At 63.8% G+C, this 20,590-nt stretch carries 18 protein-coding genes; 2 read left to right on the top strand and 16 right to left on the bottom strand.

The window, feature by feature from the left end; all coding sequences use genetic code 11:
- Nucleotides 1-144: 144 nt before the first annotated feature.
- Nucleotides 145-885, top strand: coding sequence for a dienelactone hydrolase family protein (locus OKC41_RS08130; RefSeq protein WP_201893486.1), 741 nt, complete (start codon nucleotides 145-147; stop codon nucleotides 883-885).
- A 63-nt stretch (nucleotides 886-948) separates the two neighbouring features.
- Here OKC41_RS08130 and OKC41_RS08125 read toward each other — a convergent pair whose 3' ends face one another.
- The 15 genes from OKC41_RS08125 to OKC41_RS08055 form a co-directional block, all read right to left on the bottom strand.
- Nucleotides 949-1,947, bottom strand: a complete 999-nt coding sequence (locus OKC41_RS08125) for a beta-propeller fold lactonase family protein (protein WP_201893487.1) — start codon at nucleotides 1,945-1,947, stop codon at nucleotides 949-951.
- A gap of 57 nt (nucleotides 1,948-2,004) precedes the next feature.
- Complete coding sequence (locus tag OKC41_RS08120; RefSeq protein WP_201893496.1) at nucleotides 2,005-2,613, bottom strand: LysE family translocator; 609 nt, start codon at nucleotides 2,611-2,613, stop codon at nucleotides 2,005-2,007.
- 121 nt (nucleotides 2,614-2,734) lie between these two features.
- A complete protein-coding gene (gene mscK, locus OKC41_RS08115) occupies nucleotides 2,735-6,052 on the bottom strand; it encodes a mechanosensitive channel MscK (protein ID WP_201893498.1) in 3,318 nt (1,105 codons plus the stop codon).
- A 149-nt stretch (nucleotides 6,053-6,201) separates the two neighbouring features.
- Nucleotides 6,202-7,614: a pyruvate kinase PykF gene (pykF, locus tag OKC41_RS08110; RefSeq protein ID WP_010673615.1), complete on the bottom strand. Its 1,413-nt coding sequence runs from the start codon at nucleotides 7,612-7,614 to the stop codon at nucleotides 6,202-6,204.
- A gap of 403 nt (nucleotides 7,615-8,017) precedes the next feature.
- On the bottom strand, nucleotides 8,018-9,148 hold the full coding sequence (locus OKC41_RS08105) for a cupin domain-containing protein (RefSeq protein ID WP_201893500.1): 1,131 nt from the start codon (nucleotides 9,146-9,148) through the stop codon (nucleotides 8,018-8,020).
- Nucleotides 9,149-9,300: 152 nt separating this feature from the next.
- Nucleotides 9,301-10,671 carry an adenylosuccinate lyase gene (purB, locus tag OKC41_RS08100; RefSeq protein ID WP_041214787.1) on the bottom strand — a complete coding sequence of 457 codons (1,371 nt, stop codon included), beginning with the start codon at nucleotides 10,669-10,671 and terminating at the stop codon, nucleotides 9,301-9,303.
- A gap of 30 nt (nucleotides 10,672-10,701) precedes the next feature.
- Entirely contained in the window at nucleotides 10,702-11,313 is a 612-nt protein-coding gene (gene hflD, locus OKC41_RS08095) for a high frequency lysogenization protein HflD (protein ID WP_010673618.1), read from the bottom strand.
- A 211-nt stretch (nucleotides 11,314-11,524) separates the two neighbouring features.
- Complete coding sequence (gene mnmA / locus OKC41_RS08090) at nucleotides 11,525-12,631, bottom strand: tRNA 2-thiouridine(34) synthase MnmA (RefSeq protein ID WP_010673619.1); 1,107 nt, start codon at nucleotides 12,629-12,631, stop codon at nucleotides 11,525-11,527.
- Nucleotides 12,632-12,934: 303 nt separating this feature from the next.
- Nucleotides 12,935-13,402: an NUDIX hydrolase gene (locus OKC41_RS08085; RefSeq protein WP_042014263.1), complete on the bottom strand. Its 468-nt coding sequence runs from the start codon at nucleotides 13,400-13,402 to the stop codon at nucleotides 12,935-12,937.
- A 64-nt stretch (nucleotides 13,403-13,466) separates the two neighbouring features.
- The gene (locus tag OKC41_RS08080) at nucleotides 13,467-14,375 is read right to left on the bottom strand and encodes a pseudouridine synthase (RefSeq protein ID WP_139700766.1); all 909 of its coding nucleotides are present in this window, start codon (nucleotides 14,373-14,375) and stop codon (nucleotides 13,467-13,469) included.
- A gap of 83 nt (nucleotides 14,376-14,458) precedes the next feature.
- A complete protein-coding gene (locus OKC41_RS08075) occupies nucleotides 14,459-14,926 on the bottom strand; it encodes a GNAT family N-acetyltransferase (RefSeq protein WP_139701040.1) in 468 nt (155 codons plus the stop codon).
- Nucleotides 14,923-15,117, bottom strand: coding sequence for a hypothetical protein (locus OKC41_RS08070; RefSeq protein WP_235671242.1), 195 nt, complete (start codon nucleotides 15,115-15,117; stop codon nucleotides 14,923-14,925). Before OKC41_RS08070 ends, OKC41_RS08075 begins: the two co-directional genes overlap by 4 nt.
- A 7-nt stretch (nucleotides 15,118-15,124) precedes the next feature.
- Entirely contained in the window at nucleotides 15,125-15,886 is a 762-nt protein-coding gene (locus OKC41_RS08065; RefSeq protein WP_139701042.1) for a DUF3142 domain-containing protein, read from the bottom strand.
- Between the two features lie 3 nt (nucleotides 15,887-15,889).
- Nucleotides 15,890-18,010 (bottom strand): hypothetical protein, encoded by a 2,121-nt coding sequence (locus OKC41_RS08060; RefSeq protein WP_139701044.1) that lies wholly within the window; start codon nucleotides 18,008-18,010, stop codon nucleotides 15,890-15,892.
- A gap of 231 nt (nucleotides 18,011-18,241) precedes the next feature.
- Nucleotides 18,242-18,535, bottom strand: a complete 294-nt coding sequence (locus OKC41_RS08055) for a hypothetical protein (RefSeq protein WP_042864176.1) — start codon at nucleotides 18,533-18,535, stop codon at nucleotides 18,242-18,244.
- Nucleotides 18,536-19,093: 558 nt separating this feature from the next.
- On the opposite strand from OKC41_RS08055, the gene OKC41_RS08050 reads away from it, so the two are divergent.
- Complete coding sequence (locus OKC41_RS08050) at nucleotides 19,094-19,243, top strand: hypothetical protein (RefSeq protein ID WP_010673628.1); 150 nt, start codon at nucleotides 19,094-19,096, stop codon at nucleotides 19,241-19,243.
- 84 nt (nucleotides 19,244-19,327) lie between these two features.
- Here the strand turns inward: OKC41_RS08050 and OKC41_RS08045 are convergent, their stop codons facing one another.
- On the bottom strand, nucleotides 19,328-20,419 hold the full coding sequence (locus OKC41_RS08045) for an alpha/beta hydrolase (protein WP_042864175.1): 1,092 nt from the start codon (nucleotides 20,417-20,419) through the stop codon (nucleotides 19,328-19,330).
- Nucleotides 20,420-20,590: the final 171 nt, after the last annotated feature.

Below are 20,590 nucleotides of genomic sequence, written 5' to 3'. Positions count from 1 at the left end.
CGCCTGGCTTGCTGTACGTTGAGATGATGAAAAAGAGGCCACCTTCGGGTGGCCTCTCTTTTTTTGCCTGCGTACCACTGAACCCGGGCTCCCCATGTGAAGCGGCTACACTCAGGGGCACCATTGACGGGAGAGGACGCAAGGATGAAGAGGGCATGGATCCTGGCTCTGCTGGGGCTGATGGGGAGCGGCGCGGCCGAGGCCGGTGCGGTGCGCTACGAGGTCGAAGGCAAGCCGTTCGAGGGCTATTACCTGGCGGCTGCCGACAAGGATGCCCCCCTGGTGGTGCTGGTGCACGACTGGGACGGGCTCAACGGCTACGAGATCAAGCGGGCCGAGATGCTGGTGGCCCTGGGCTACAGTGTCTTTGCCGTAGATTTGTTCGGTGCCGGGGTCAGGCCGAGCACGGTGGAAGACAAGAAGCGCCTCACCGGAGCCCTCTATCAGGACAGGACCAGGATGCGCACCCTGCTGCAAGGGGGATTGGCGGAGGCGGGCAGGCAGGGGGGGCGGCTCGACAATGCGGTGGCCCTCGGTTACTGCTTTGGCGGCGCCGCCGTGCTGGAGCTGGCCCGCAGCGGGGCGGATCTCAAAGGGGTGGTGAGCGTACACGGCGGGCTGGAGACCCCGGCCGGGCAGGACTACAAAGAGGCGAAGGGACAGTTGCTTGTCCAGCACGGCAGCGCCGACGAGGCGGTCTCTCTGGGTCAGTTTGCGGCGCTGGTGGCCGAGCTGGAGAGCGCTGGGGTGAAGCACGAGGCGACCAGCTACAGCGGTGCTCCCCACGCGTTCAGCGTCTTTGGCTCGGACAACTACCGCGCCGATGCCGATGCCAAGTCCTGGCAGCGTTTCACCGGTTTCCTGAAGGAGGTGACCGGCTCCTGAGGGGGCCGGTTCACGCAGGCCATGGCAGTGCCATGGCTTTTTTTATGCCCGTTTTTCGCCAGCTCAGGGGAGGGCGAGCACCCTCACCCACATGGCCCCCTTGCCCACCTCGCTCCGTGGGCCCGGGGTGAGCAGACCGCTTTCGGGGTCGATGGCATGCAGCGCCACCTCGTGGGATTGCTGCCCGGTCGCGATGAGCCAGTGGCCGCTGTGGTCGATGGCAAAGCCCCGGGGGCAGGCTTCGGTCGGGAAGTGGCCGAGGGGGGTGAGGGCGCCATCTTGGGGGGAGACGCCGAACAGGGTGAGCAGGCTGCTGGCCCGTTCGCTGGTGTAGAGAAAGCGTCCATCCGGGGTCAGGTGCAGGTCGGCGCCCCAGCGCTCCCCCTCATAGCCTGGGGGCAGCATGTCCAGGCTCTCGCGCGCCACTATCTGTCCGTCCGCCTCCCTGTGGTAGCGATTGAGGGTGGCATCGAGTTCGTTGAGGCAATAGAGATCGCCGTTGTCCGGGTGCAGGGCCAGATGGCGGGGCCCGGCGCCGGGTGCGGTGTGAATGTCCCCCAAGGGATGGGGAACCAGCCTCTCGTCCACCAGGGCAAAGCGGCGCACCCTGTCCTCCTTCAGGCAGGCCACCAGCAGCTCCTGCTCCCCGTTTTGCCCCAGGAGCCAGGTGACCGAGTGGGCCGCCATCAGGTGGTCGAGACGCTGGTGAGGGGGCTGCATCCGGCCCGCCTGATCCTGGCGGGAGACGGTGACGTGGTTGAAGGCGTAGGAGGCGGCAAAGAAGAGGCGGCCGCTGTCGTCCGTGCAGGTGTGGGAGGCGCTGCCGAGCAGTGGCGCCGAGGTCGGGGCCCCGAGCCGCCCATCGGCGGAGATGGGGAAGCTCAGCACCCGACAATCGGGGCGCACCCCTGCATGGAGCCAGCGCCGGTCCGGGCTGATGACCAGGGGCTGCACCTCGCCGCCGGTCTGCACTTCCTGCAGCGGGGCGAGGGTGCCTGCCTCGAGGCGAAACACATGGATCAACCCGCTCACCGGGTTGGCCACATAGACCACTTGTTGCATTGCATCTCCTTTGCGACGGCCGTCCGTCGGGTCAAGGGAAAGGGGAGTCCCGGCGTCTCAGGCGGGGATCAGGATCTCGCGAATGACGGGCACCACTGACAGTGCCAGCAGGGCTGCCATCACCTGGTTGAAGCGGCGACGGGCAAGATCGTTTGCCAGCCAGCGCTTGAGCAGGGAACCGCACAGGAGCCAGAGTCCGACACAGGGGAAAGAGACGATGAAGAAGGTCAGGGCGATGACGAGGTGCTGCTCAAAAGGGTCGCTCCCCGCGCTGGTGAAGGCGGCGATGGCGCCGGTGGCGACCACCCAGGCCTTGGCATTGACCCACTGGAACAGGGCACCCTTGAAAAAGCCGAACGGGCGGGCCCCGTTGCTGTCAGCCATCCCGTCCGTCGGGCGGGCGATGAGCCAGGCAAGATAGAGCAGATAGAGGGTGCCCGCGCACTTGATGAACATGTGGAGTTCGGGGAAGCGGGTAAAGAGCTGGCTAAAGCCCAGCCCCACCAGCAACAGCATCAGGGTGAAGCCGACGCAGATCCCCATGAGCAGGGGCAGGCTCTTGCGTATCCCGACGCTGGCCCCGGCGCTCATCACCATGATGTTGTTGGGGCCGGGGGTGACCGATGCCGAGATGGCAAAGAGCACCACGGCGTAGAGAGAGTCCATTGGGTTCCTCGTGCAGACAGTCCGTTGTCTTCCCTATATTGGGGGCGATCTGCGCTTTCCAAGGCGGGGGGCGGGCAGAAAAAAAACAGGCCCCGTGACGGGGCCTGTGAAGCGGGCGGGATCAAACGGGCTGGTTCCCCGCCGGCGGCAGCGCCGGGCGGGATTCCACCTTCTGTTCGTCTCCCTGCATGTTCTTGATGTAGACGTCCATCTGGTTGAACGCGATCTCGATGCCATGCTCGCGGAACAGCACGTCGATGCGGCGGTTCAGCTCGTCGATGGCCGGGTTGCGATCCCCCAGCTCGCTCACGAAGAAGCGCAGCTCGTGATCCAGAGTGCTGGGCCCGAAGGTGAGGAAGTAGACGATGGGGGCCGGGTCTTTCAGCACCCGGCTGTTCTCCATGGCGGCCTGCATCAACAGCTTGCGGGTCAGATCCAGATCCGAGCCATAGGCCACCCCGACCCGGGCGATGACCCGGGTGACGGTGTCGGACAGGGACCAGTTGATGAGCCGCTCTATCATCAGCTGCTGGTTCGGGATGATCACCTCCTTGCGGTCGAAGTCGGTGAGGGTGGTGGAGCGGATCCTGATCTTGTTGACCGTGCCCGAGATGGTGCCGATGGTGACGGTGTCGCCGATCCGCACCGGGCGCTCGAACAGAATGATGATGCCTGAGATGAAGTTGGAGACGATCTGCTGCATGCCGAAACCGATACCGACCGAGAGACCGGCGGCCAGCCACTGCAGCTTCTCCCACTGGACCCCGAGCATGGCCAGCGCCGTCAGGCTGCCCACCCCGATCAGGGCGTAGTTGAGCATGGTGGTGAAGGCGTAGGCCGTGCCCTGGGCGAGGCGCAGCTTGGAGAGCACCAGCACCTCCAGCAGGCCCGGCAGATTGCGGGCCAGCGACAGAGCCGCACCAAACACGAATAGGCCGGTCAGCACGTCGCTCAGGCTGATGGGATAGAGCACGGCGTTGGCCCCGGTCCCCTCGCTCTTGTGCCACAGCACCACGCTGTCGAGGTAGGTGAAGACCGCCACCAGATCAGACCAGAGCCAGTAGAAGGCGACGCCGAACACCAGCAGCAGCATGATGCGGGTCAGACGCAGGGACTGCTGGCTGACCTCTTCCAGATCCATGGGCTGCTCTTCGATGGCTTCGCCCCCTTCTGCATCCTCCTGGGTCTTGTGTTCCCGCTTGGCGACGGCGCGGCGATAGGCCAGACGACGGGCCGCCAGCTCAAGACCGCGCAGGGCGGTGCGATAGACCAGACCCCAGATGATGATGAGGTAGAAGGACTCGATGAGCCTGCCGGTGAGTTTCAGGGCCGTGTAGTAGTAGCCAAGGGCTGCCAGCACCATCAGGGCCACCGGCGCCAGCGCCAGGGCGACGGCGGTCAGGGTCTGCAACATGCTCGCCTCGCCCTTGATGCGGGCGCGGGAGATGGGCAGCACCAGGTAGGCGGTCAGCCCCAGCAGCAGCATGGTCATGCCCTGGCCAATGACATCGTTGCCAAGGGAGGAGGGCTCCACCACCGCCTTGGTCGACAGCATGATGAGGGGCAGCAGGGGCAGCCAGAGGTAGCGCATGCTGTTGCGCTTGGCCTGCAGCTCGTCCCGCGGCATGCGGAAGTGGGTCTCGCCGATGCCCCCCGGTCGCATCACCGACAGGTAGACGCTGAACACCAGGTAGCCGAGGGCCAGGTTCAGGGTGATCTGGAAGATGAGTTTCGGGCTCAGCAGACCGCAATAGGCGAGCAGCAGGCCGGCGGCCAGGATGAAGAGGGTGCCCGGCAGGCGTTGCAGCACGGTGAACAGCAGGGCACGGGGGGTGTGCCACTGGCTGTCCTGACGAAAACGTCCCAGATCCTTGACGATCTTCTTCTGACGCTCGAGCAGGGTGCCGCGCTTCCACAGCAGCAGCCCCCCCACCAGCAGCAGGGGCAGTGCCAGCAGAGAGACTGCCAGCAGCATGTCGCCCCAGCCGCTCCAGTCCGGTTTCAGCACCCAGTCGGAGGCCTGCTTGAAGGCCTGGGCCGGCCAGGTGATGAACCACTTGGCGTCGATGGGCTTGTTGCTGCTCACCCAGAAGATGTGCTGCTGCAGGGTGAACTCGATGGAGGCATAGACCCGGGTCAGCTGCTGCTGGGTCAGCTGCAGGCTGATGGCGTTGGTGAGCTGGGCATCCATCTGGCGGTTGAGCTGATCCAGCAGGCCGATGCGGATGTCGATGAGCTTGGCAAGGCTGGCCCTGTCTTCGTCGCTCACCGTCTCGCCGCTGCTGGCGATGAGGTTGTCCAGATACTGGTTCTTCTGGAACAGCTGGTCACGCTGCTGGCTCAGTTCGAACTGGGCCAGGTGCAGGTCTGCGATCTGCTCCTCCAGGTTCTTCACCAGGGTGGAGGGGGCCGCTTCCAGTTGCTGGTAGAGCTGATAGAGGATGCGCGAGAGCAGCAGGTTGCCCTTGAGCATCTGCACCTGTTCGTTGAGGTTGCGCTCGGTCTGGGTGCCGCGCTCCAGCATGCTCTTCGCCTGCAGGTTCTTCTGGGCCAGGGTGTTGAGGCTGTTGGTGGAGCTGATGAGCTGCTGGCTGAGCTGGTAGTTGAGCTCCTGCTCTTTTTGCACCAGGGGGTTGTCTTCGGCGGCCACCAGTTCGCCGGTCTCTTCGGCGGTCTTTTCGGTATCCCCCAGGCGCTTGGCGCTGCTCTGCTCCTGCAATGCCTGCAGTTTCTGCTCTTCACTGGCGAGACGGGCACTCTGGTAGTCCCGTTGCTTGACCACCAGATCCTGCATGCTGGTGCGGTTGTCCAGCTCCTTTTGCAGGTTGGCCAGTTGCAGATCCAGCAGGGCCAGTTCGGCATTAAGCTTCATTTTCTCGGCGCTGCTCACCCCGTCCCCGGCGTTGAGGCGGGTGCGGATCTCCTGGCTGCGCTGATAGGCGCGGCTCATGCTGGCCTGGGCCCGCTCCGGCAGGGTCTGCAGGTTGGTGATCTGGCTGCCGATGGTGCCAAGGGCCTCCTGGGCCGCCTGCATGTTGGCCATGATCTCGGGTTGGCGGGCATCGAGCTCCGCCAGGCTCATGGTGGCGTATTCGCTCTTGAGCTGCTCCGGGCTCTTGCCCTGGGTCAGGGCGTCGAGCTTGGCGCCGATCTCCTTGAGCTCTGCCGGCAGGGTGCGCAGGCGTTCGCTCTGGGTTTTGGCCTTGCTCTTCTCCTTGTCGATGCTGTCGAGGAGGGAGAGGGTGTCAGTCAGGAACTTCTGGTCCGCCTGCTGGCTGGCCGTGGGGGTGTCCGATTTGCCGAGGGCGTCGAGCGCCCGCTGCACGGTGGCGCGCTGGGGCAGATCCTGCGCCAGGGTGCTCGGGGTCCAGAAGGTGATGAGTAAACAGAGCAGCGGCAGCAGGGTGGCCGAGGCTCTTTTGAAGCGTGTTGAGAGCATAAAGCGTCCGGGTGATTATGCGATGTTCGGGGGATTTTCCACCAGGGTAAAATCCGCGTGGATTCTAGCACCGGCGCAAGAGGGGCAGCAGGGGGAGAGATAAAAAAAAACGGCGCCCGCAGGCGCCGCTTTCATCGGTTCAGGACTGATTACAGTACGTGAACGGAGGCGGTGTTGGTGGTACCGCTCGGTACCAGGGCACCGGAGACCATGACAACCACGTCACCCTTCACGCCCATGCCGATTTCCAGCGCGGCTTCTTTGCCGATGCGATAGAAGTCGTCGGTGGAGGCGATGGAGTCAACCACGTGAGCAACCACACCCTTGGTCAGCACCAGCTGGGCAGCGGTCTTCTTGTTGGTGGTGATGGCCAGGATCCAGGCTTTCGGGAAGTATTTGCGGATGGCCTTGGCAGACTTGCCGCCTTCGGTGGCAACCACGATCAGCGGGGCGTCCAGCTTCTCGGAGGTCTCGACCGCGCCTTTGCAGACCGCTTCGGTGATGCGCAGCTTGTTGCTGTCGTTGGCAGCAGACAGGTTGGACGGCATCACGGCATCGGTACGCTCACAGATGGTGGCCATGATGGTCACGGCTTCCAGCGGGTACTTGCCCTTGGCGGACTCACCGGACAGCATGACTGCGTCGGTACCGTCCAGGATGGCGTTCGCCACGTCGCCGGCTTCAGCGCGGGTCGGACGCGGGTTCTTGATCATGGAGTCCAGCATCTGGGTGGCGGTGATGACCACTTTGCGGGCTTTGTTGCACTTCTCGATGATCATCTTCTGGGCGAAGATCACTTCTTCTACCGGGATCTCGACACCCATGTCGCCACGGGCAACCATGATGCCGTCGGAGACAGCCAGGATCTCGTCGAAGTTGTCCAGGCCTTCCTGGTTTTCGATCTTGGAGATGATCTGGATGTTCTCGCCGCCGTGGGCTTTCAGGTGCTCACGGATTTCCAGCACGTCTTCTTTCTTGCGAATGAAGGAAGCGGCAACGAAATCAACGCCTTGCTCGCAACCGAAGATGAGGTCGCGCTTGTCTTTCTCGGCCAGGGCCGGCAGCTTGATGGAGACGCCCGGCAGGTTGATGCCCTTGTTCTCGCCCAGGTCACCGTTGTTGAGCACTTTACAGATCACTTCGCGCTCGGTGATTTCGATGACGTCCAGGCCAATCAGGCCGTCGTCAACCAGGATGCGGTTGCCGACGCGCAGGTCGCTGGCAAAACCGGCATAGGTGACGGCGACTTTGTCTTTGTTGCCCACCACGGTCTGGTCGGTGGTGAAGGTGAAGGTCTGGCCGGCGACCAGGGAGACGTCGTTGCCGCCTTCGAGCTTGATGGTGCGGATTTCCGGACCCTTGGTGTCCAGCAGGATGGCTGCGTGCTTGCCGGTTTCGGCCATGACAGCGCGCAGGTTGCTGATGCGACCACCGTGTTCGGCGTAGTCGCCGTGGGAGAAGTTCAGGCGCATGACGTTCATGCCGGCATCCAGCATCTTGCCCAGCATTTCTTTGGATTCGGTCTTGGGACCGATGGTGCAGACGATTTTGGTCTTTTTCATGTCAGTCTTCATGGTTAAGGAATTTCCGCCGTGCAATATACACCAGTTTTTGGATACTTTTTATGATCCAGAAACAACGTTTTGAGCGAAAACGGCCTCAATTTGAAAGATAACGTTTTCGCTCACAGCTCATTTTAGGGGCTAAAATAATTGATTTTCCGCAACTGAGGCCATTTGGTTCCCATTTCTGGCCCCGCATCCTGCCCGATCCCATGTTGTTAAATGACAAACAACAGGGCCCCATTGCGGGGGCGATCCGGCCCGATGCCGTTGGCCGTCATCCAGTGTAGTCACTCCCTCCCGCGGCGTCAGGGCGAAGCAATGCAGGGCAGGAGCCGGTTGGCCTACAGCGGAAAAAACGCCGCCCCTCCCGGCACGCCGGGAGGGGCGGCAGCCCTCTGGATCAGCCGAAGAACCAGTAGCCGCGGTTGACCAGCCGGGTCAGCAGTTGCAGGAAGCCCGCCTGATCGGCCAGTTCCACCAGCGCGTCCTGGGTGATGATGTCCTTGTCGCACAGGAGTGAGATGGCGGCCGGATCCTCGCTTGGCAGGGTCCAGGCTTCGCCGTCGATGTAGCAGGTGCGGCTCTCGCCGCTGAACCAGACGCTGCGCAACCCGGGCACCTTGATGGCGGGCTCCCCCTGGCTCAGCAGGTCGGCCACCTCGTCGGCGCTGTAGTCCGGCTCCACCGGATTGACGTCCAGATCGTGCTTGGCCTCGGAGATCATGGTGCCGAACCACTCCTTGAACAGGGTCTCGTCGTCGAGGGCCTGTTGCATCAGCTCCCGCAGGCGGTGCAGCTCATGGGGCTGGATCTCCCCGTGGCGGGCGCGGGGCTGGAGGTCCGGGTCGCCGTAACGGTCGGTGCGGATCTCGTTGTCGATCAGGTGATCGGCAAAGGAGGAGACAAGGGCCTTGGCGTCCGGCGCGCGGAAACCCACCGAGAAGTTCAGGGAGGGCTCGATGGCGTAGCCCTCGTGGGGGAATCCGGGCGGGATGTAGAGGATGTCGCCCGGCTCCATGATGACGTCGATGATCGCCTCGAACGGCTCGCAGTGCAGCAGGGCGGCGTGGGCGGCAAACTCGTTCAAGGGCTTGGCATCGCCGACCCGCCAGTGGCGCTTGCCCTGACCCTGGGTGATGAAGACGTCGTAGTTGTCGATGTGGGGGCCGACACCGCCGTGAGGGGTGGAGAAGCTCACCATCACATCGTCAAAGCGCCAGCCCGGGATGAACTGGAAGGGCACCGCCAGCTCGTGCACCTCGGGTACCCAGTGGTTGCACGCCTGCACCAGCACGGTCCAGTTCTCTTCCCCCAGGTGATCGTAGGATTCGAAGGGGCCGTGGGCCGCCTCCCACTTGTTGTTGAAGCGGGTGACGAGGCGCGATTCGATCACCTCTTCCATGGCCAGACCCGCCAGCTCGTCCGGGCTGATGGGATCCTGAAAGTCGATGAAACCGCCCTTGATGAGGAGCGGGCGCTTCTGCCAGTAGTGCTCGAGGAAGTGAGCGATATCCAGATTGAGTTGGTACATGGTGCTTCTCGTATCTTGTGAGAGGGCTTGCCCAAGGCGGGCTTGGGCAAGGGCTCTGAAATGGCCCGATAGAGGGTGATCATATCAAATGGGCCAAAATCAACGGGGGCCCTGCCGTCATGACAGAGCCCCCGCCGGTTCGGTTACATCACTTATTTCAGCAGATCGACCAGACGCTGGGCGTCGCCGATGTAGTTGGCCGGGGTCAGCTTCTTCAGCTCGACCTTGACCGCTTCCGGCAACTCCAGGGTGTCGATGAAGGTGCGCATCCCTTCGGCGTCGACGCGGCGACCACGGGTCAGCTCTTTGAGCTTCTCGTAGGGCTTCTCGATGCCGTAGCGGCGCATCACGGTCTGGATGGGCTCCGCCAGCACTTCCCAGTTGGCGTCCAGATCGGCGGCCATGGCGTCCGCGTTGGCTTCCAGCTTGGAGATACCCTTCAGGGTCGCCTGATAGGCAATCAGGGAGTAACCCACCGCCACACCCAGGTTGCGCAGCACGGTCGAGTCGGTGAGATCACGCTGCCAGCGGGAGATGGGCAGTTTGCTCGCCAGGTGCTGGAACACGGCGTTGGCCAGACCCAGATTGCCTTCGGAGTTCTCGAAGTCGATGGGGTTGACCTTGTGGGGCATGGTGGAGGAGCCGATTTCGCCGGCGATGGTGCGCTGCTTGAAGTGACCCAGGGAGATGTAACCCCAGACGTCACGGTCAAAGTCGATCAGGATGGTGTTGAAGCGGGCCAGGGCGTCGAACAGCTCGGCGATATAGTCGTGGGGCTCGATCTGGGTGGTGTAGGGGTTCCAGGTCAGGCCGAGAGAGGTGACGAACTCCTCGGAGAACTGGTGCCAGTCCACATCCGGGTAGGCGCTGATGTGGGCGTTGTAGTTGCCCACGGCACCGTTGATCTTGCCCAGCAGCTCCACCGCCATGATCTGCTTGAGCTGGCGCTCCAGACGGTAGGCGACGTTGGCCATCTCCTTGCCCATGGTGCTCGGGGTCGCCGGCTGACCGTGGGTGCGTGACAGCAGCGGCATGTCGCGGTACTCGACGGCCAGGCGTTTGATCTCGCCGATGAGCTTTTCGCAATAAGGCTTGATCACCTCTTCCCGGGCGGTCTTCAGCATCAGGCCGTGAGAGTTGTTGTTGATGTCTTCCGAGGTGCAGGCGAAGTGAATGAATTCGCTGACGGCGGCCAGCTCCGGGTTCACTTCCACCTTCTCTTTCAGGAAGTACTCCACCGCTTTCACATCATGGTTGGTGGTGCGCTCGATCTGTTTGATGCGGGCGGCATCCTGCTCGTTGAAGTTGCTGACGATGCCGTCAAGCACGGCATTGGCTGCCTCGCTCAGGGCAGGGACTTCCGGGATCCCGGCGTGGCTGGCCAGTTTTTGCAACCAGCGCACCTCGACTTCGACGCGAAAACGCAGCAGACCGAATTCGGAGAAGATAGGGCGCAGGGCATCGGCCTTGTCGCCATAACGACCGTCAATCGGGGAAACGGCAGTCAGCGCGGACAGCTCCATGGGGTGAACTCCTGATGATTGGTGTGGGGGTTAAAATCGTTTGGCCAGTTCCACCATCTTCTTGCGGGCGAAGATGATCTGGGTACGGCTGCCGCCGAGCTGGCGCCACAGCACCACGGCGCGGATGCCTGCGAGCAGCAGGGCGCGCACCTTGTGCTGCACCAGGGGCTGCTGCAGGAAGAGCGGGGTGCCCGCCACCTGGATGCGCGGCCCGATGGGGCTGATAAGGTCGCTGTAGATGCTCGCCATGTTGGCCAGGATCTGCTCGTCGAGCAGATCGAAATGCTGTTGCTGGCGGCCGATCTGGCTGATCCGCTCCCCCAGCATGTTGAGGATGTCCTTGCGCTTGGCGAGCTTGCGCTCCAGCGCGATCAGGCTCACCACGTAGCGGGTCAGCTCGGCATTCTTCTGGCTGCCGTCGGCCCCCAGCTGTTCCACCAGGGCGCGATAGCCGTCGCGAATGGCCAGGTGGCTGCCGAACACTTCCAGCGGCTGCGTGGGGTTGGTGACCAGAATGCTTTGCAGGCTCTCGCGCAGGGAGGCTTCGTCGCAGGAGCCGTCACGGGCCACTTTCTGCACCAGATAGGCGGCCTGGCAGATGCCTGCGAAGGCCATGGTTCTGTCTTGGAATTTGTCGCTCATATCTTCACAGCCCTGCTCTGTTCTTTCACCGGCCGATGCCATGATCCGGCCTGGACGTTGCCAATCATGTATCGCTGCCTGGTACTGTTTTTCTTTGTCCCCTCTCCCTCAGGGAGAGGGTCAGGGTGAGGGTGGTTACCCCCTCATCCCCAACCCTTCTCCCACGAGGGGAGAAGGGAGTACAGCGCGGACGCTCGTGAGCGCCCAGCCCTTAGACCGGATGGCTGAAACGTTGTTCGATGATGCCACCGCCCAGACACACTTCCCCGTCGTAGAAGACGGCGGACTGGCCCGGGGTCACCGCAGCCTGTTTCTCGTCGAAGATGACCCGGATGGTCTCATCGTCGATGGGCTGGATCAGGCAGGGGATATCTTCCTGACGGTAACGGGTCTTGACGGTGCAGCGGCGCGGCGCCCGAATGGGGGTGCGATCCACCCAGTGCAGCTGGCTCGCGACCAGGCCGTCGGAGTAGAGGCGGGGGTGTTCCCCTTGCGCCACCACGAGCGTGTTGCGCTCCACCTCTTTGTCCACCACGTACCAGGCCTCTTCGGTGGCATCTTTGCGACCGCCGATGCCGAGCCCCTTGCGCTGGCCCAGGGTGTGGTACATCAGCCCCTGATGCTCGCCGATGATCTTGCCGTCCACGGTTTCGATGGGACCGGGCTGGGCGGGCAGGAACTTGGCCAGGAAGTCCTTGAACTTGCGCTCACCGATGAAGCAGATGCCGGTGGAGTCTTTCTTCTTGGCGGTGATGAGATCCAGCTGCTCGGCGATGCGGCGCACCTCGGGTTTTTCCAGATCCCCGACCGGGAACAGGCTCTGACCCACCTGGGCTTCGCTCAGGGTATAGAGGAAGTAGCTCTGGTCCTTGTTGGTATCGAGGCCGCGCAGCAGGCGCGGGCGGCCGGTGCTGTCGTCACGGCGCACATAGTGGCCGGTGGCGATGTAGGTGGCCCCCAGCTCTTCGGCGGCAAACTCCAGGAACGCCTTGAACTTGATCTCCTTGTTGCACAGGATGTCCGGGTTCGGGGTGCGACCCGCCTTGTACTCTTCCAGGAAGTGCTCGAAGACGTTGTCCCAGTATTCGGCGGCGAAGTTGATGGTGTGGAGTTTCATCCCCAGCTTGTCGCAGACGGCCTTGGCATCAGCCAAATCCTGGGCGGCAGAGCAGTACTCGTCCGTGTCGTCTTCTTCCCAGTTCTTCATGAACAAGCCTTCGACCTGATAGCCCTGCTGCTGGAGCAGGTAGGCCGAGACGGAAGAATCCACGCCGCCGGACATGCCGACGATCACCTTGATTTGGCTGTTGTCTGTCATTAGTCGAAGTTACCAGTTCGTTTAAACGGGGCGTATTCTACCAGAGTTTTGCGCCCCCGGTCACATCTCCCTGCCGCCGTTCCCCTTGGAAGCCCGGCGGCGGGAAATCGTTTTTCTATTTGTCGGCGCCATGATGAAAAAATGGCGCCAAACGGTCCCGCATAGCCTGTTCACGATCTGTCACGAGAGGCCGTCAGCAAGGTAAAGAGCAGCGCAGGAACCGGAACGTATAGATATACGTGAGGATTCCGAGCAGCACATGAGCCTTGATCTCGGTCTCGCAGTAAGAGCGTGGGCAGGCTCTCAGATGAAGGCCTTGAGGGCCGACAGCGGCAGCCTGGTGCCTGCCAGATAGTCCTGGATACACTGCCACACCAGGGGGCTTCGCAGGGCGGGCTTGCACTCGGCAATCTCCTCCAGGCTGAGCCAGTGACAGGCCAGTACGTCACCGTCGGGATCCTCTGGATGGTGCTGACCGGGCGACTTTTCAAGGTCGAAGATGACGGCGGTGCGCACAAAGGTGGCCTCGCTGTCCGCCGGTTTGAAGAGGTAGACCCCGAGCCAGCCGGTGGGCGTGGCGGTCAGCCCCGTCTCCTCCTTCAGCTCGCGGCAGGCCGCCTGGATGAGATCTTCTCCCGGCTCCACGTGGCCGGCGGGCTGGTTGAAGCGGCGCTTGCCCGCAATCTCCTCTTCCACCAGCAAGAAACGCCCCTGCCAGTGCACCAGGGCGGCCACGGTGAGGCGGGTGGGCAGCGGTGGGTGATCGCTCATAAGGACTCCTTGTCTTGTTGGCTGTGCCCCGGCAGGGGCGCTCGATGCAGATCCGCTATCGCATTCATTCAGAGGGCTTGGTGCGAGCCGGACGGCGGGCGGTGGTGCGCCCGCCGCTGCGATTGGCCTGGCGCGGGTCTGCCCCGCGGCGCTCCCGCCCCCGGGGTGGCTCCTGATCTGTTGGCCGGGCGGTGCGGGGGGCACTGCGGCCAGTGCCCCCGGCTGCGGCGGATGCCCGTGCTTTGCCTTGCGTGGCGGCTGGTCGTGGCGCGGGTGCCAGATCGGGGGCGGGCAGGGCGCGGCTCTCTCCCGGCGCCAGCCCATCGAGGGTCCACTCCCCGATGGCGTAGCGGATGAGGCGCAAGGTGGGGTGGCCGATGTGGGCGGTCATGCGCCGCACCTGGCGGTTGCGCCCCTCCACGATTGTTATCTCGAGCCAGCAGGTGGGGATCTCCTTGCGCTCGCGAATGGGCGGATTGCGTGGCCACACAGCAGGGTCATCCATGATGCGCGCCCCGGCGGGCAGGGTCATGCCGTCGTTGAGTTCCACACCGGCGCGAAGGGCGGCCAGTTTCTCCTCGCTCGGGATGCCTTCCACCTGCACCCAGTAGGTCTTGGGGGTCTTCTCTCCCGGCTGGGTGAGGCGTGCCTGCAACTTGCCGTCGTTGGTGAGCAGCAAGAGCCCTTCGCTGTCTCGATCCAGCCTGCCCGCGGCATAGATGCCGGGCTCTTTGATGTAATCCTTGAGGGTCTCGCGGCCCGCCTCGTCGGTGAACTGGCAGAGCACCATGTAGGGCTTGTTCAGGAGCAGCAGCTTGCGATCCGCCGGGGCGGGGGCCGGTTTGCGCTCGTTGACCCTCCCTGGGTGCCGGGCCTCCCGGCGTTGGGATGGGGGCACAGTGGTAGGCCCGCTGGCCGTGCGGCCTGCGTCAGGGCGGGCGGAGAGGGAGAGACGGGGACGGGCTGATTTCATCGCATGCCTACCAAAAACAGGGGATGGCGGAGTGTACCACAGGGGGCGGCCATCAGGGGGAGGGCGGGGCTCACCCTCTCGGGTCAGGGGGTGGCGATGTCTGGCGTCAGTGCGAGGGAGAGGCGCAGCATGTCCTTGTGCTGGATGCCGTGCTCCATCAGGGGCTCGGGATAGTGGATGAGGAAGTGATCCTTCACGACGGCATGGACGCGAAAGCCGTGGCGCTGGTAATAGGTGAGCTGGTGGCCGAAGCTGCCGGTACCGAGTTCGACGCGGCCTATCCCCTTCCCGGTCAGGTTCTCCAGCACGAAGCGCAGCAGGCCGGAGCCGATGCCCTGCTGCTGGCGGTTGGGGGCAACGGCGATGTTGAAGATCTCGGCGGTTTGCTCCCCCACCAGGCCCGCCACGCAGGCCCCCACGACCTCGTTGTCCGCCAGGGCGGCAAAGCCCCAGGCCCCGGGCAGGTAGGCGGCGATGCGCGACGCGGCGGGATCGGCCTCCAGCAGCAGGGCCAGCGGCAGGTGGGCGGGGTTCATCTCGACAAACGTCATCCTTGTTTCTCTCCCTGTTTGTGACGGCGCGCGGCGCGCAGCACGATGGCGGGCTTGACCGACGTGGTGGCCCGGGCGGCGTTCCTCTCACACGGCATCTCGCCCGGTGTGGATGCCAACAGCCGGATCTGGGTCTGCCACTGCTGCTTGCTGTGGGCACGCCCTTGCCCCTGTGCCCCGATAGGGTTCACCCGCATCTCAGGGGGCGTCATGCCGGGGAACAGGGGCGCTGGTCCCCGGGATCGGCGCCGGGCGATTGAGCAGGAAGACCACCTCGCCCCGGTAGTGGGGGGAGGCGGCCAGTGTTGTCTGCCAGGCGGGATCCCACTCCCCATCCTGCACCAGCCCTACCTTGAACGGGATGGTCAGGTGCGCCATGGCGGGCAGATAGGCCTGATAGCCCGGCACCGTGCGCGTGCCCTGATAGGTCTGGATCACCAGCTCGTCCACGGGCAGGCGATTGAGCTCTGCCACGTCCCCCGTTTTCGCCCAGTCGAGCAGCCCCGTCACGCTGAGCTTGCACCCGGGAGGCAGGGCGCGCCGCAGTTGTTGCAGGGCGTTGCCATAGCGATCGAGCTGGCGGGTCGCCGCATCGAAGTCGATCTGGATGCCCGCCACCCTGGCTCCGGCCGCGCGCCACCCCTCGTAGAGGCGCACCAGCACCTGCTCGTGGGCGGGGGAGAGGGGGAGGGCGTTGACACGCACCACCAGCCAGACCTGCCCGGCCTTGAGGGGGGAGGGAACCCGCCCCAGCTTGACGAAGCGGGGGCCGCCGGGCCTGTCCAGGATCTCCCCCTGATGCAGATAGAGGGTGCTGGCCTGTTCCAGTACCGGCTGGTGGCGGGTGGCGGACCAGAGCCAGAACCCGTGATAGGCGCTGGCATCGACACTGGCCTCAAGGGGGGTGGCCAGGGCCGTCAGCAGCAGCGCCAACAGTGCGCGTTCAGGGGGTCTGCTCATGGCTCACCAGTAGTATTTGAGGGATCTGGCCCACACCGAGTTGCCATAGCGCTGCTTGAGGGTGTTGAACCAGGCCTGCCGGGTGCGTTTGGGGATCTCCTGGCTGTCGCAACTGTTGTAGCCGGAGGGGGCATAGCACTGGATGGCGCGATAGAGGGCATAGCTCTTGTCTTCGGGCTCCGCCTTGGGGTTGGCCATCACGGCCTGATAGAGGGCGAGGCGACTCGGGAACGTGGGGCGCTCGTCTTGCGCCAGCCCCCAGATCATCTCGCGATCCTGCCACAGGTCGATATGGGGATCCCGGCTGCGCAGATACTCCCCGAAGCAGTTGAGGGCATGACCATCGTCGGGGCGCTGCACCAGGGTGCCAAGGGTCTGGGTCAGATCCCGGCAGTGGTAGCCCTGGGGCGTCCCCTCTCCGCGCCACTGGAACGTCGAGAGGCGCACATCCCCGTTGGGCACGGGCTCCCAGGGCGCGTCGGCGGGAGGGGTCGCCTCCTTGTAATCGGCGGGGATGAGGGCCACATCCTGCAAGAAGGTGGCCGGGTCGCTGGCGATGAGATCCCGCACCAGCAGGGTATGGAGCGCAATCTGCCGCTCCGCCGCGCTCGGGCCCTGACTGGCTTGCTGGCGCAACAGAGTGGGTTCGGCCTCCTGCTTGAGCACGGCCGCGCGGATGCGCAGCTGGGTGATGGGGCTGCCCGGCTGGAAGATGGCGGCCGTGTTGCCGGTGCGCACCCAGTGATCCGCCAGCACGTTCTCCACGAACGCCTGCTGGGCCTGACCCAGGGGGGAGGCCACCAGCGCCATCAGGGCCTGCTCGGCCTTGTCGAAGGCCTTCATGCCCTGCCAGGCCCAGATACGCAGCATCTGGTGGCTGAATGCCAGGGTGGCGTCCTCCTGCCCCGGGGAGGGCAGGGCCAGCACCTGCTCGAACTGCTTGTCCAAAAAGAGGGCGTAGGCCTTGAGATAGGCCGCCTGCGCCTGGTGACCGGTTTTTTGCAGGTGCGCGATGGCGTCGTCCAGCTGGGCATCTTGCCAGTCCCGCGGCCGCTCATAGGTCGGTCTGAGACCCCGCAGGGCATTGACGAACAGCAGCGCCGGTTGGGCCGAGTCCTGATAGGCCGCCTGATGGCGATAGGCATCGCCACTGAGCAAGGTGAGATCGATCTCGTTGACCAGGGCCTCCAGCGCCGGCAAGGGCTGGCGGGTTGCCATGGCCTCGTCATAGGCATCCCGCAGGGCGCCGAGATCACCGGACATCCACTGGATGCGTCTGAACAGTCCTCTGGTCGAGCTGGCGTAGCGCCCTTGCGGGTAGGCCGCCAGATAGGCCTGACCCTGGGCCATGGCGCGGCGAAGGGCCTCCTTGTCACTCCTGGTCACGTCCTGATCGCCGTATTCGTCCTTCGCCTCCTTCATCGCGAGGTTGATCTCCGTGCGCATCACCATGTAGGTCGCGCTTTCGGCCACCCAGGGGGCCTTGGCCAGCTGCAAGGTGGCAAAGCCTGCGCGGGCCTCCTCGAAGCGGCTCTCGTAGAAGTGCCGGGCGGCCTGCAGATACCCCTGCCACTCCAGGGCAGCACCGCTCATTCCGGTCGCGGGGGCGGGGCTCTCCTGCTGCCCCAGGATCAGCAGACGGCTTCGCAGCAGCGACGTGCGCTCCGGGGCGGGCACCCCGCTCTGCTCGAGGGCGTCCAGAAACGCGCTGACCGAGGAGAGGGAGTTGGAGATGGCGTGGCCATAGAGGGAGTCGTGGCCCGCGTAGTGCTCGAGCAGCGGGGGGAGGGACGGGTCGTAGGCGGCCAGCCGGCTGCCGAGCTGCTCGCGCAGCGCCGGGTCCTCCACCTCCTCCGGCTGGGGGAGGCGGGTGAGGTAGAACAGCGGCTGGCTGCGCTCGTTCAGCGGATCTGCCGGCAGGGTGAAGGGCAGGGGGTGATGCTGGGCATCCCCCAGCAGCATCAGCAGGTTGCCCCGGGTGTCGTTCTCGTTGAGATAGAGCGGATAGGTGGGGAGAGGGCAGTCGGTGAGCCAGAAGCCGCACCCGTCACCGTCACCGGAGGCGAGGGCGGGCAGTGCAACCAGCGTCATCGCCAGCACCGAGCAGTGGGTCAGAGATGTCATGGGATCGCTATCCGTTTGTGGGCCCGCGCCGTGCGTGACGCCCGGGCCGGAAAAGGGGGTTCGCAGTGGCGGGCAATAGTACGAAAGAGGGTCACAAACGACAACCCATTATGACCTGGTCGGCGCTCTCCCTGTCCCGAGCGCGTGCTCTTTGCTGCTTCGCGGGTGTCAGCATCTGCCATCGCCATACATCGCCATACATCGCCATACAAAAAGGGCGAATGTGGATGCTTATACAGGGGGCTCTTCGGTGCGATAGAGCGCCTTGCCGCAGGCGAGGCAGGTGTGGCGAAAGCGATGATCAGGCCAGCCGGTCTGGGGGTGGCCCAGCACCTTGTCGGAGCCGCAGGCGCAGCAGCGCGCCCCTAGTTCATCGTCGATGGCGCATTCGGGATGCTGGTGCAGGTAGTCGGCGCGGGTGGGCAGGCGCAGCCAGTCGGGCTGGGCATGGCGCTGGTTCCAGAAATAGCACCCATAGAAGGTGCCTGCGGCGACGGGCAGGGCAAACCACCAGAAGAGATCCATGTCATGACTCCGACGAGAGGGGATGAGGGCGGCAACAACCCGCTCAGCAGGCGTGGTGCGGCTTCATTTTATCGGGGCGGGAGTGGGGCGGGATATGCCCGGATGGGTAACAAGCGAACCTGCTGGTGGTCGGGTTGGCAAGCCGCAGGGCCGGGGTTGGGAATTATCTATCCATTAAAGAGATGGGTTGTGTCATAACCTATCGTGTTTTTGGATGGACAAGGGGGCCTTTCCGGTCGCAAAACCTGGAGATCGGGGAGTTTTTGTGAAAAAAAATGTGCATACACTCGTCATGCCGATCTCAAGGGCGTCATTGAGCGAGTGATAAATATCAAGATATTGATATAAATGGCAAAAATGGTGTTTTTATCAGGCGTTTTCAGGGTGAACGATGGGGTTTCATAAGGAGCTTCAACCCATTTTCTAGATTGGTTTTTGCATAATCAATCGTTTATTTTGTTGGACAATTGGGGAAAACCTGGTGTCCAATCGGGTGAGCAGGTTGGCCAAACAGTGCCGTCAGCCAGTGTGTAACCCGAGATGTAAGGAGACATCCTGATGGAAAAACTTGACCAAAAAATCGACACCATGCGCCAGGAATTCGAGTCCCAGGGGCAAAAACAGGCCCAGGACAGATGGCAGGCCAGGGTCGATGAACTGCAACGGGAGCGCAGCGAAGCGCCCCAGCCGGAAGCGGCAGAACACTAGCCCCTGGCGGCCTTGTGGCCACCGAGTGAGCGCATAATGAAAAACCACCGCCCTGTTCGGGGCGGTGGTTTTTTTGCGCAGTGGCTAGAGGCGATAGAGGTTCTGGGCCGCATCGAACAGCTCCGCGCGCTCGCCGGTGCCGCCGTTGAAGACGGTGTGGAAGAAACGCAGCACCTTCTCGTTGGCGAGGGCATCCCCTTCGAAGTAGGCGTGAGAGTCCCCCACATGGGGCTGATTGGTCACGTCCACGTAGGTGGCCGTTCTGGCGTCCAGCCGCCGGGTGTAGTGGCCGAGCCTCGCCTTTTGCTGCTCCCCCATCTTCATGCGCGATGCCATCAGGGCACCATCGCGCTCATTGATGGTGATGTAGAGGCGGTTGCGACACTGGATGCGATCGACCCACTGGGCGTGGAGCTCGTTGTTGGTGTCGGCGGCGGCCATGATGATGTTGTCGAACAGCAGCTGGTTGGCGTGGTAGGTGGTGCTGCCCAGCAGGTGCTTGAACAGGTAGTTGCCCATGCTGTGCAGCAGCAGGTTGATGGTGAAGGGGCAGCGCTTGTTCACCTCCTTGGCAAAGTAGCGATCCCAGGCCTCGCCGTTGTCGGCGAACTTCTTCTGGGCTTTCTCTTCCAGTTGCGTCACATACTGGCCGTTGAACTCGTCGAGCAGCCCCTTCATCTTCTCCAGCACCCGGTCAAGGGCCCCGGCCGAGGCCAGGGCATCGCGCTTGTCGCTCTTGTAGCTCAGCACGCCCCGGGCGCCGCCGCCATTGGCGGGCCAGCTGAAGCAGAGCACCTCGACGCCGTAACGGGCCTCGAGCCCCGCGGCTCGCTCCAGCACATCGTCAAGATCGTTGTTGAAGCCGTGTACGAACAGCAGCAGGTGTTTGCCGGTCTTGAGCTTCTGCTTGGCCGTGCTGCCGGTCCCGGCGCAGCGCTCCAGCAGCTTGCGCGCCACATAGGCGCTGGCCGGGTGGGGGAGATCGGGGTCAAGGCCGACGCTGGCGGCCATCTCGGCGGTGATCTGATCCGGCAGCAGGTCCAGCTGCCACTGTTTGCCCTGACGCCGGGCCTCGGCGAGGCGCAGTTCGTTGGGGCCCTCTGCGGGTTTTTCGCCAAAGATCTCGCTGGGGGTCTTGCCCTGCTCGTTGACCATCCGGTTGGTGACGATAAACATGGTGTTCTCCTTGTTGTCGTGCTCTCTTCATGATCGGCCACGCCCCGGGCGCCCCGATCACTGGCAAAGAGCCTAGTCCGGATCCGGCAGCCTGTCCCCCGGCGCGCCTTGCCTCGCCAAAGGGGTTACGACGATGTAAAGGCGAACGGGATTTGGGGGAGTGGCGCCTTC

Source organism: Aeromonas sp. QDB17 (genome assembly GCF_027705305.1).
GTDB classification, from domain to species: domain Bacteria; phylum Pseudomonadota; class Gammaproteobacteria; order Enterobacterales; family Aeromonadaceae; genus Aeromonas; species Aeromonas caviae.
This window is presented reverse-complemented; position numbering and strand designations above follow the sequence as displayed.

What these genes read in the sequence shown, in the direction of transcription:
- purB (WP_041214787.1), bottom strand. Translation starts at nt 10,671, where the DNA reads ATGGAGCTGTCCGCGCTGACTGCCGTTTCCCCGATTGACGGTCGTTAT.
- OKC41_RS08060 (WP_139701044.1), bottom strand. Translation starts at nt 18,010, where the DNA reads ATGACATCTCTGACCCACTGCTCGGTGCTGGCGATGACGCTGGTTGCA.
- OKC41_RS08065 (WP_139701042.1), bottom strand. Translation starts at nt 15,886, where the DNA reads ATGAGCAGACCCCCTGAACGCGCACTGTTGGCGCTGCTGCTGACGGCC.
- pykF (WP_010673615.1), bottom strand. Translation starts at nt 7,614, where the DNA reads ATGAAAAAGACCAAAATCGTCTGCACCATCGGTCCCAAGACCGAATCC.
- OKC41_RS08125 (WP_201893487.1), bottom strand. Translation starts at nt 1,947, where the DNA reads ATGCAACAAGTGGTCTATGTGGCCAACCCGGTGAGCGGGTTGATCCAT.
- OKC41_RS08050 (WP_010673628.1), top strand. Translation starts at nt 19,094, where the DNA reads ATGGAAAAACTTGACCAAAAAATCGACACCATGCGCCAGGAATTCGAG.
- OKC41_RS08055 (WP_042864176.1), bottom strand. Translation starts at nt 18,535, where the DNA reads ATGGATCTCTTCTGGTGGTTTGCCCTGCCCGTCGCCGCAGGCACCTTC.
- OKC41_RS08045 (WP_042864175.1), bottom strand. Translation starts at nt 20,419, where the DNA reads ATGTTTATCGTCACCAACCGGATGGTCAACGAGCAGGGCAAGACCCCC.
- OKC41_RS08130 (WP_201893486.1), top strand. Translation starts at nt 145, where the DNA reads ATGAAGAGGGCATGGATCCTGGCTCTGCTGGGGCTGATGGGGAGCGGC.
- OKC41_RS08085 (WP_042014263.1), bottom strand. Translation starts at nt 13,402, where the DNA reads ATGAGCGATCACCCACCGCTGCCCACCCGCCTCACCGTGGCCGCCCTG.
- OKC41_RS08105 (WP_201893500.1), bottom strand. Translation starts at nt 9,148, where the DNA reads ATGTACCAACTCAATCTGGATATCGCTCACTTCCTCGAGCACTACTGG.
- OKC41_RS08080 (WP_139700766.1), bottom strand. Translation starts at nt 14,375, where the DNA reads ATGAAATCAGCCCGTCCCCGTCTCTCCCTCTCCGCCCGCCCTGACGCA.
- mnmA (WP_010673619.1), bottom strand. Translation starts at nt 12,631, where the DNA reads ATGACAGACAACAGCCAAATCAAGGTGATCGTCGGCATGTCCGGCGGC.
- hflD (WP_010673618.1), bottom strand. Translation starts at nt 11,313, where the DNA reads ATGAGCGACAAATTCCAAGACAGAACCATGGCCTTCGCAGGCATCTGC.
- mscK (WP_201893498.1), bottom strand. Translation starts at nt 6,052, where the DNA reads ATGCTCTCAACACGCTTCAAAAGAGCCTCGGCCACCCTGCTGCCGCTG.
- OKC41_RS08075 (WP_139701040.1), bottom strand. Translation starts at nt 14,926, where the DNA reads ATGACGTTTGTCGAGATGAACCCCGCCCACCTGCCGCTGGCCCTGCTG.
- OKC41_RS08120 (WP_201893496.1), bottom strand. Translation starts at nt 2,613, where the DNA reads ATGGACTCTCTCTACGCCGTGGTGCTCTTTGCCATCTCGGCATCGGTC.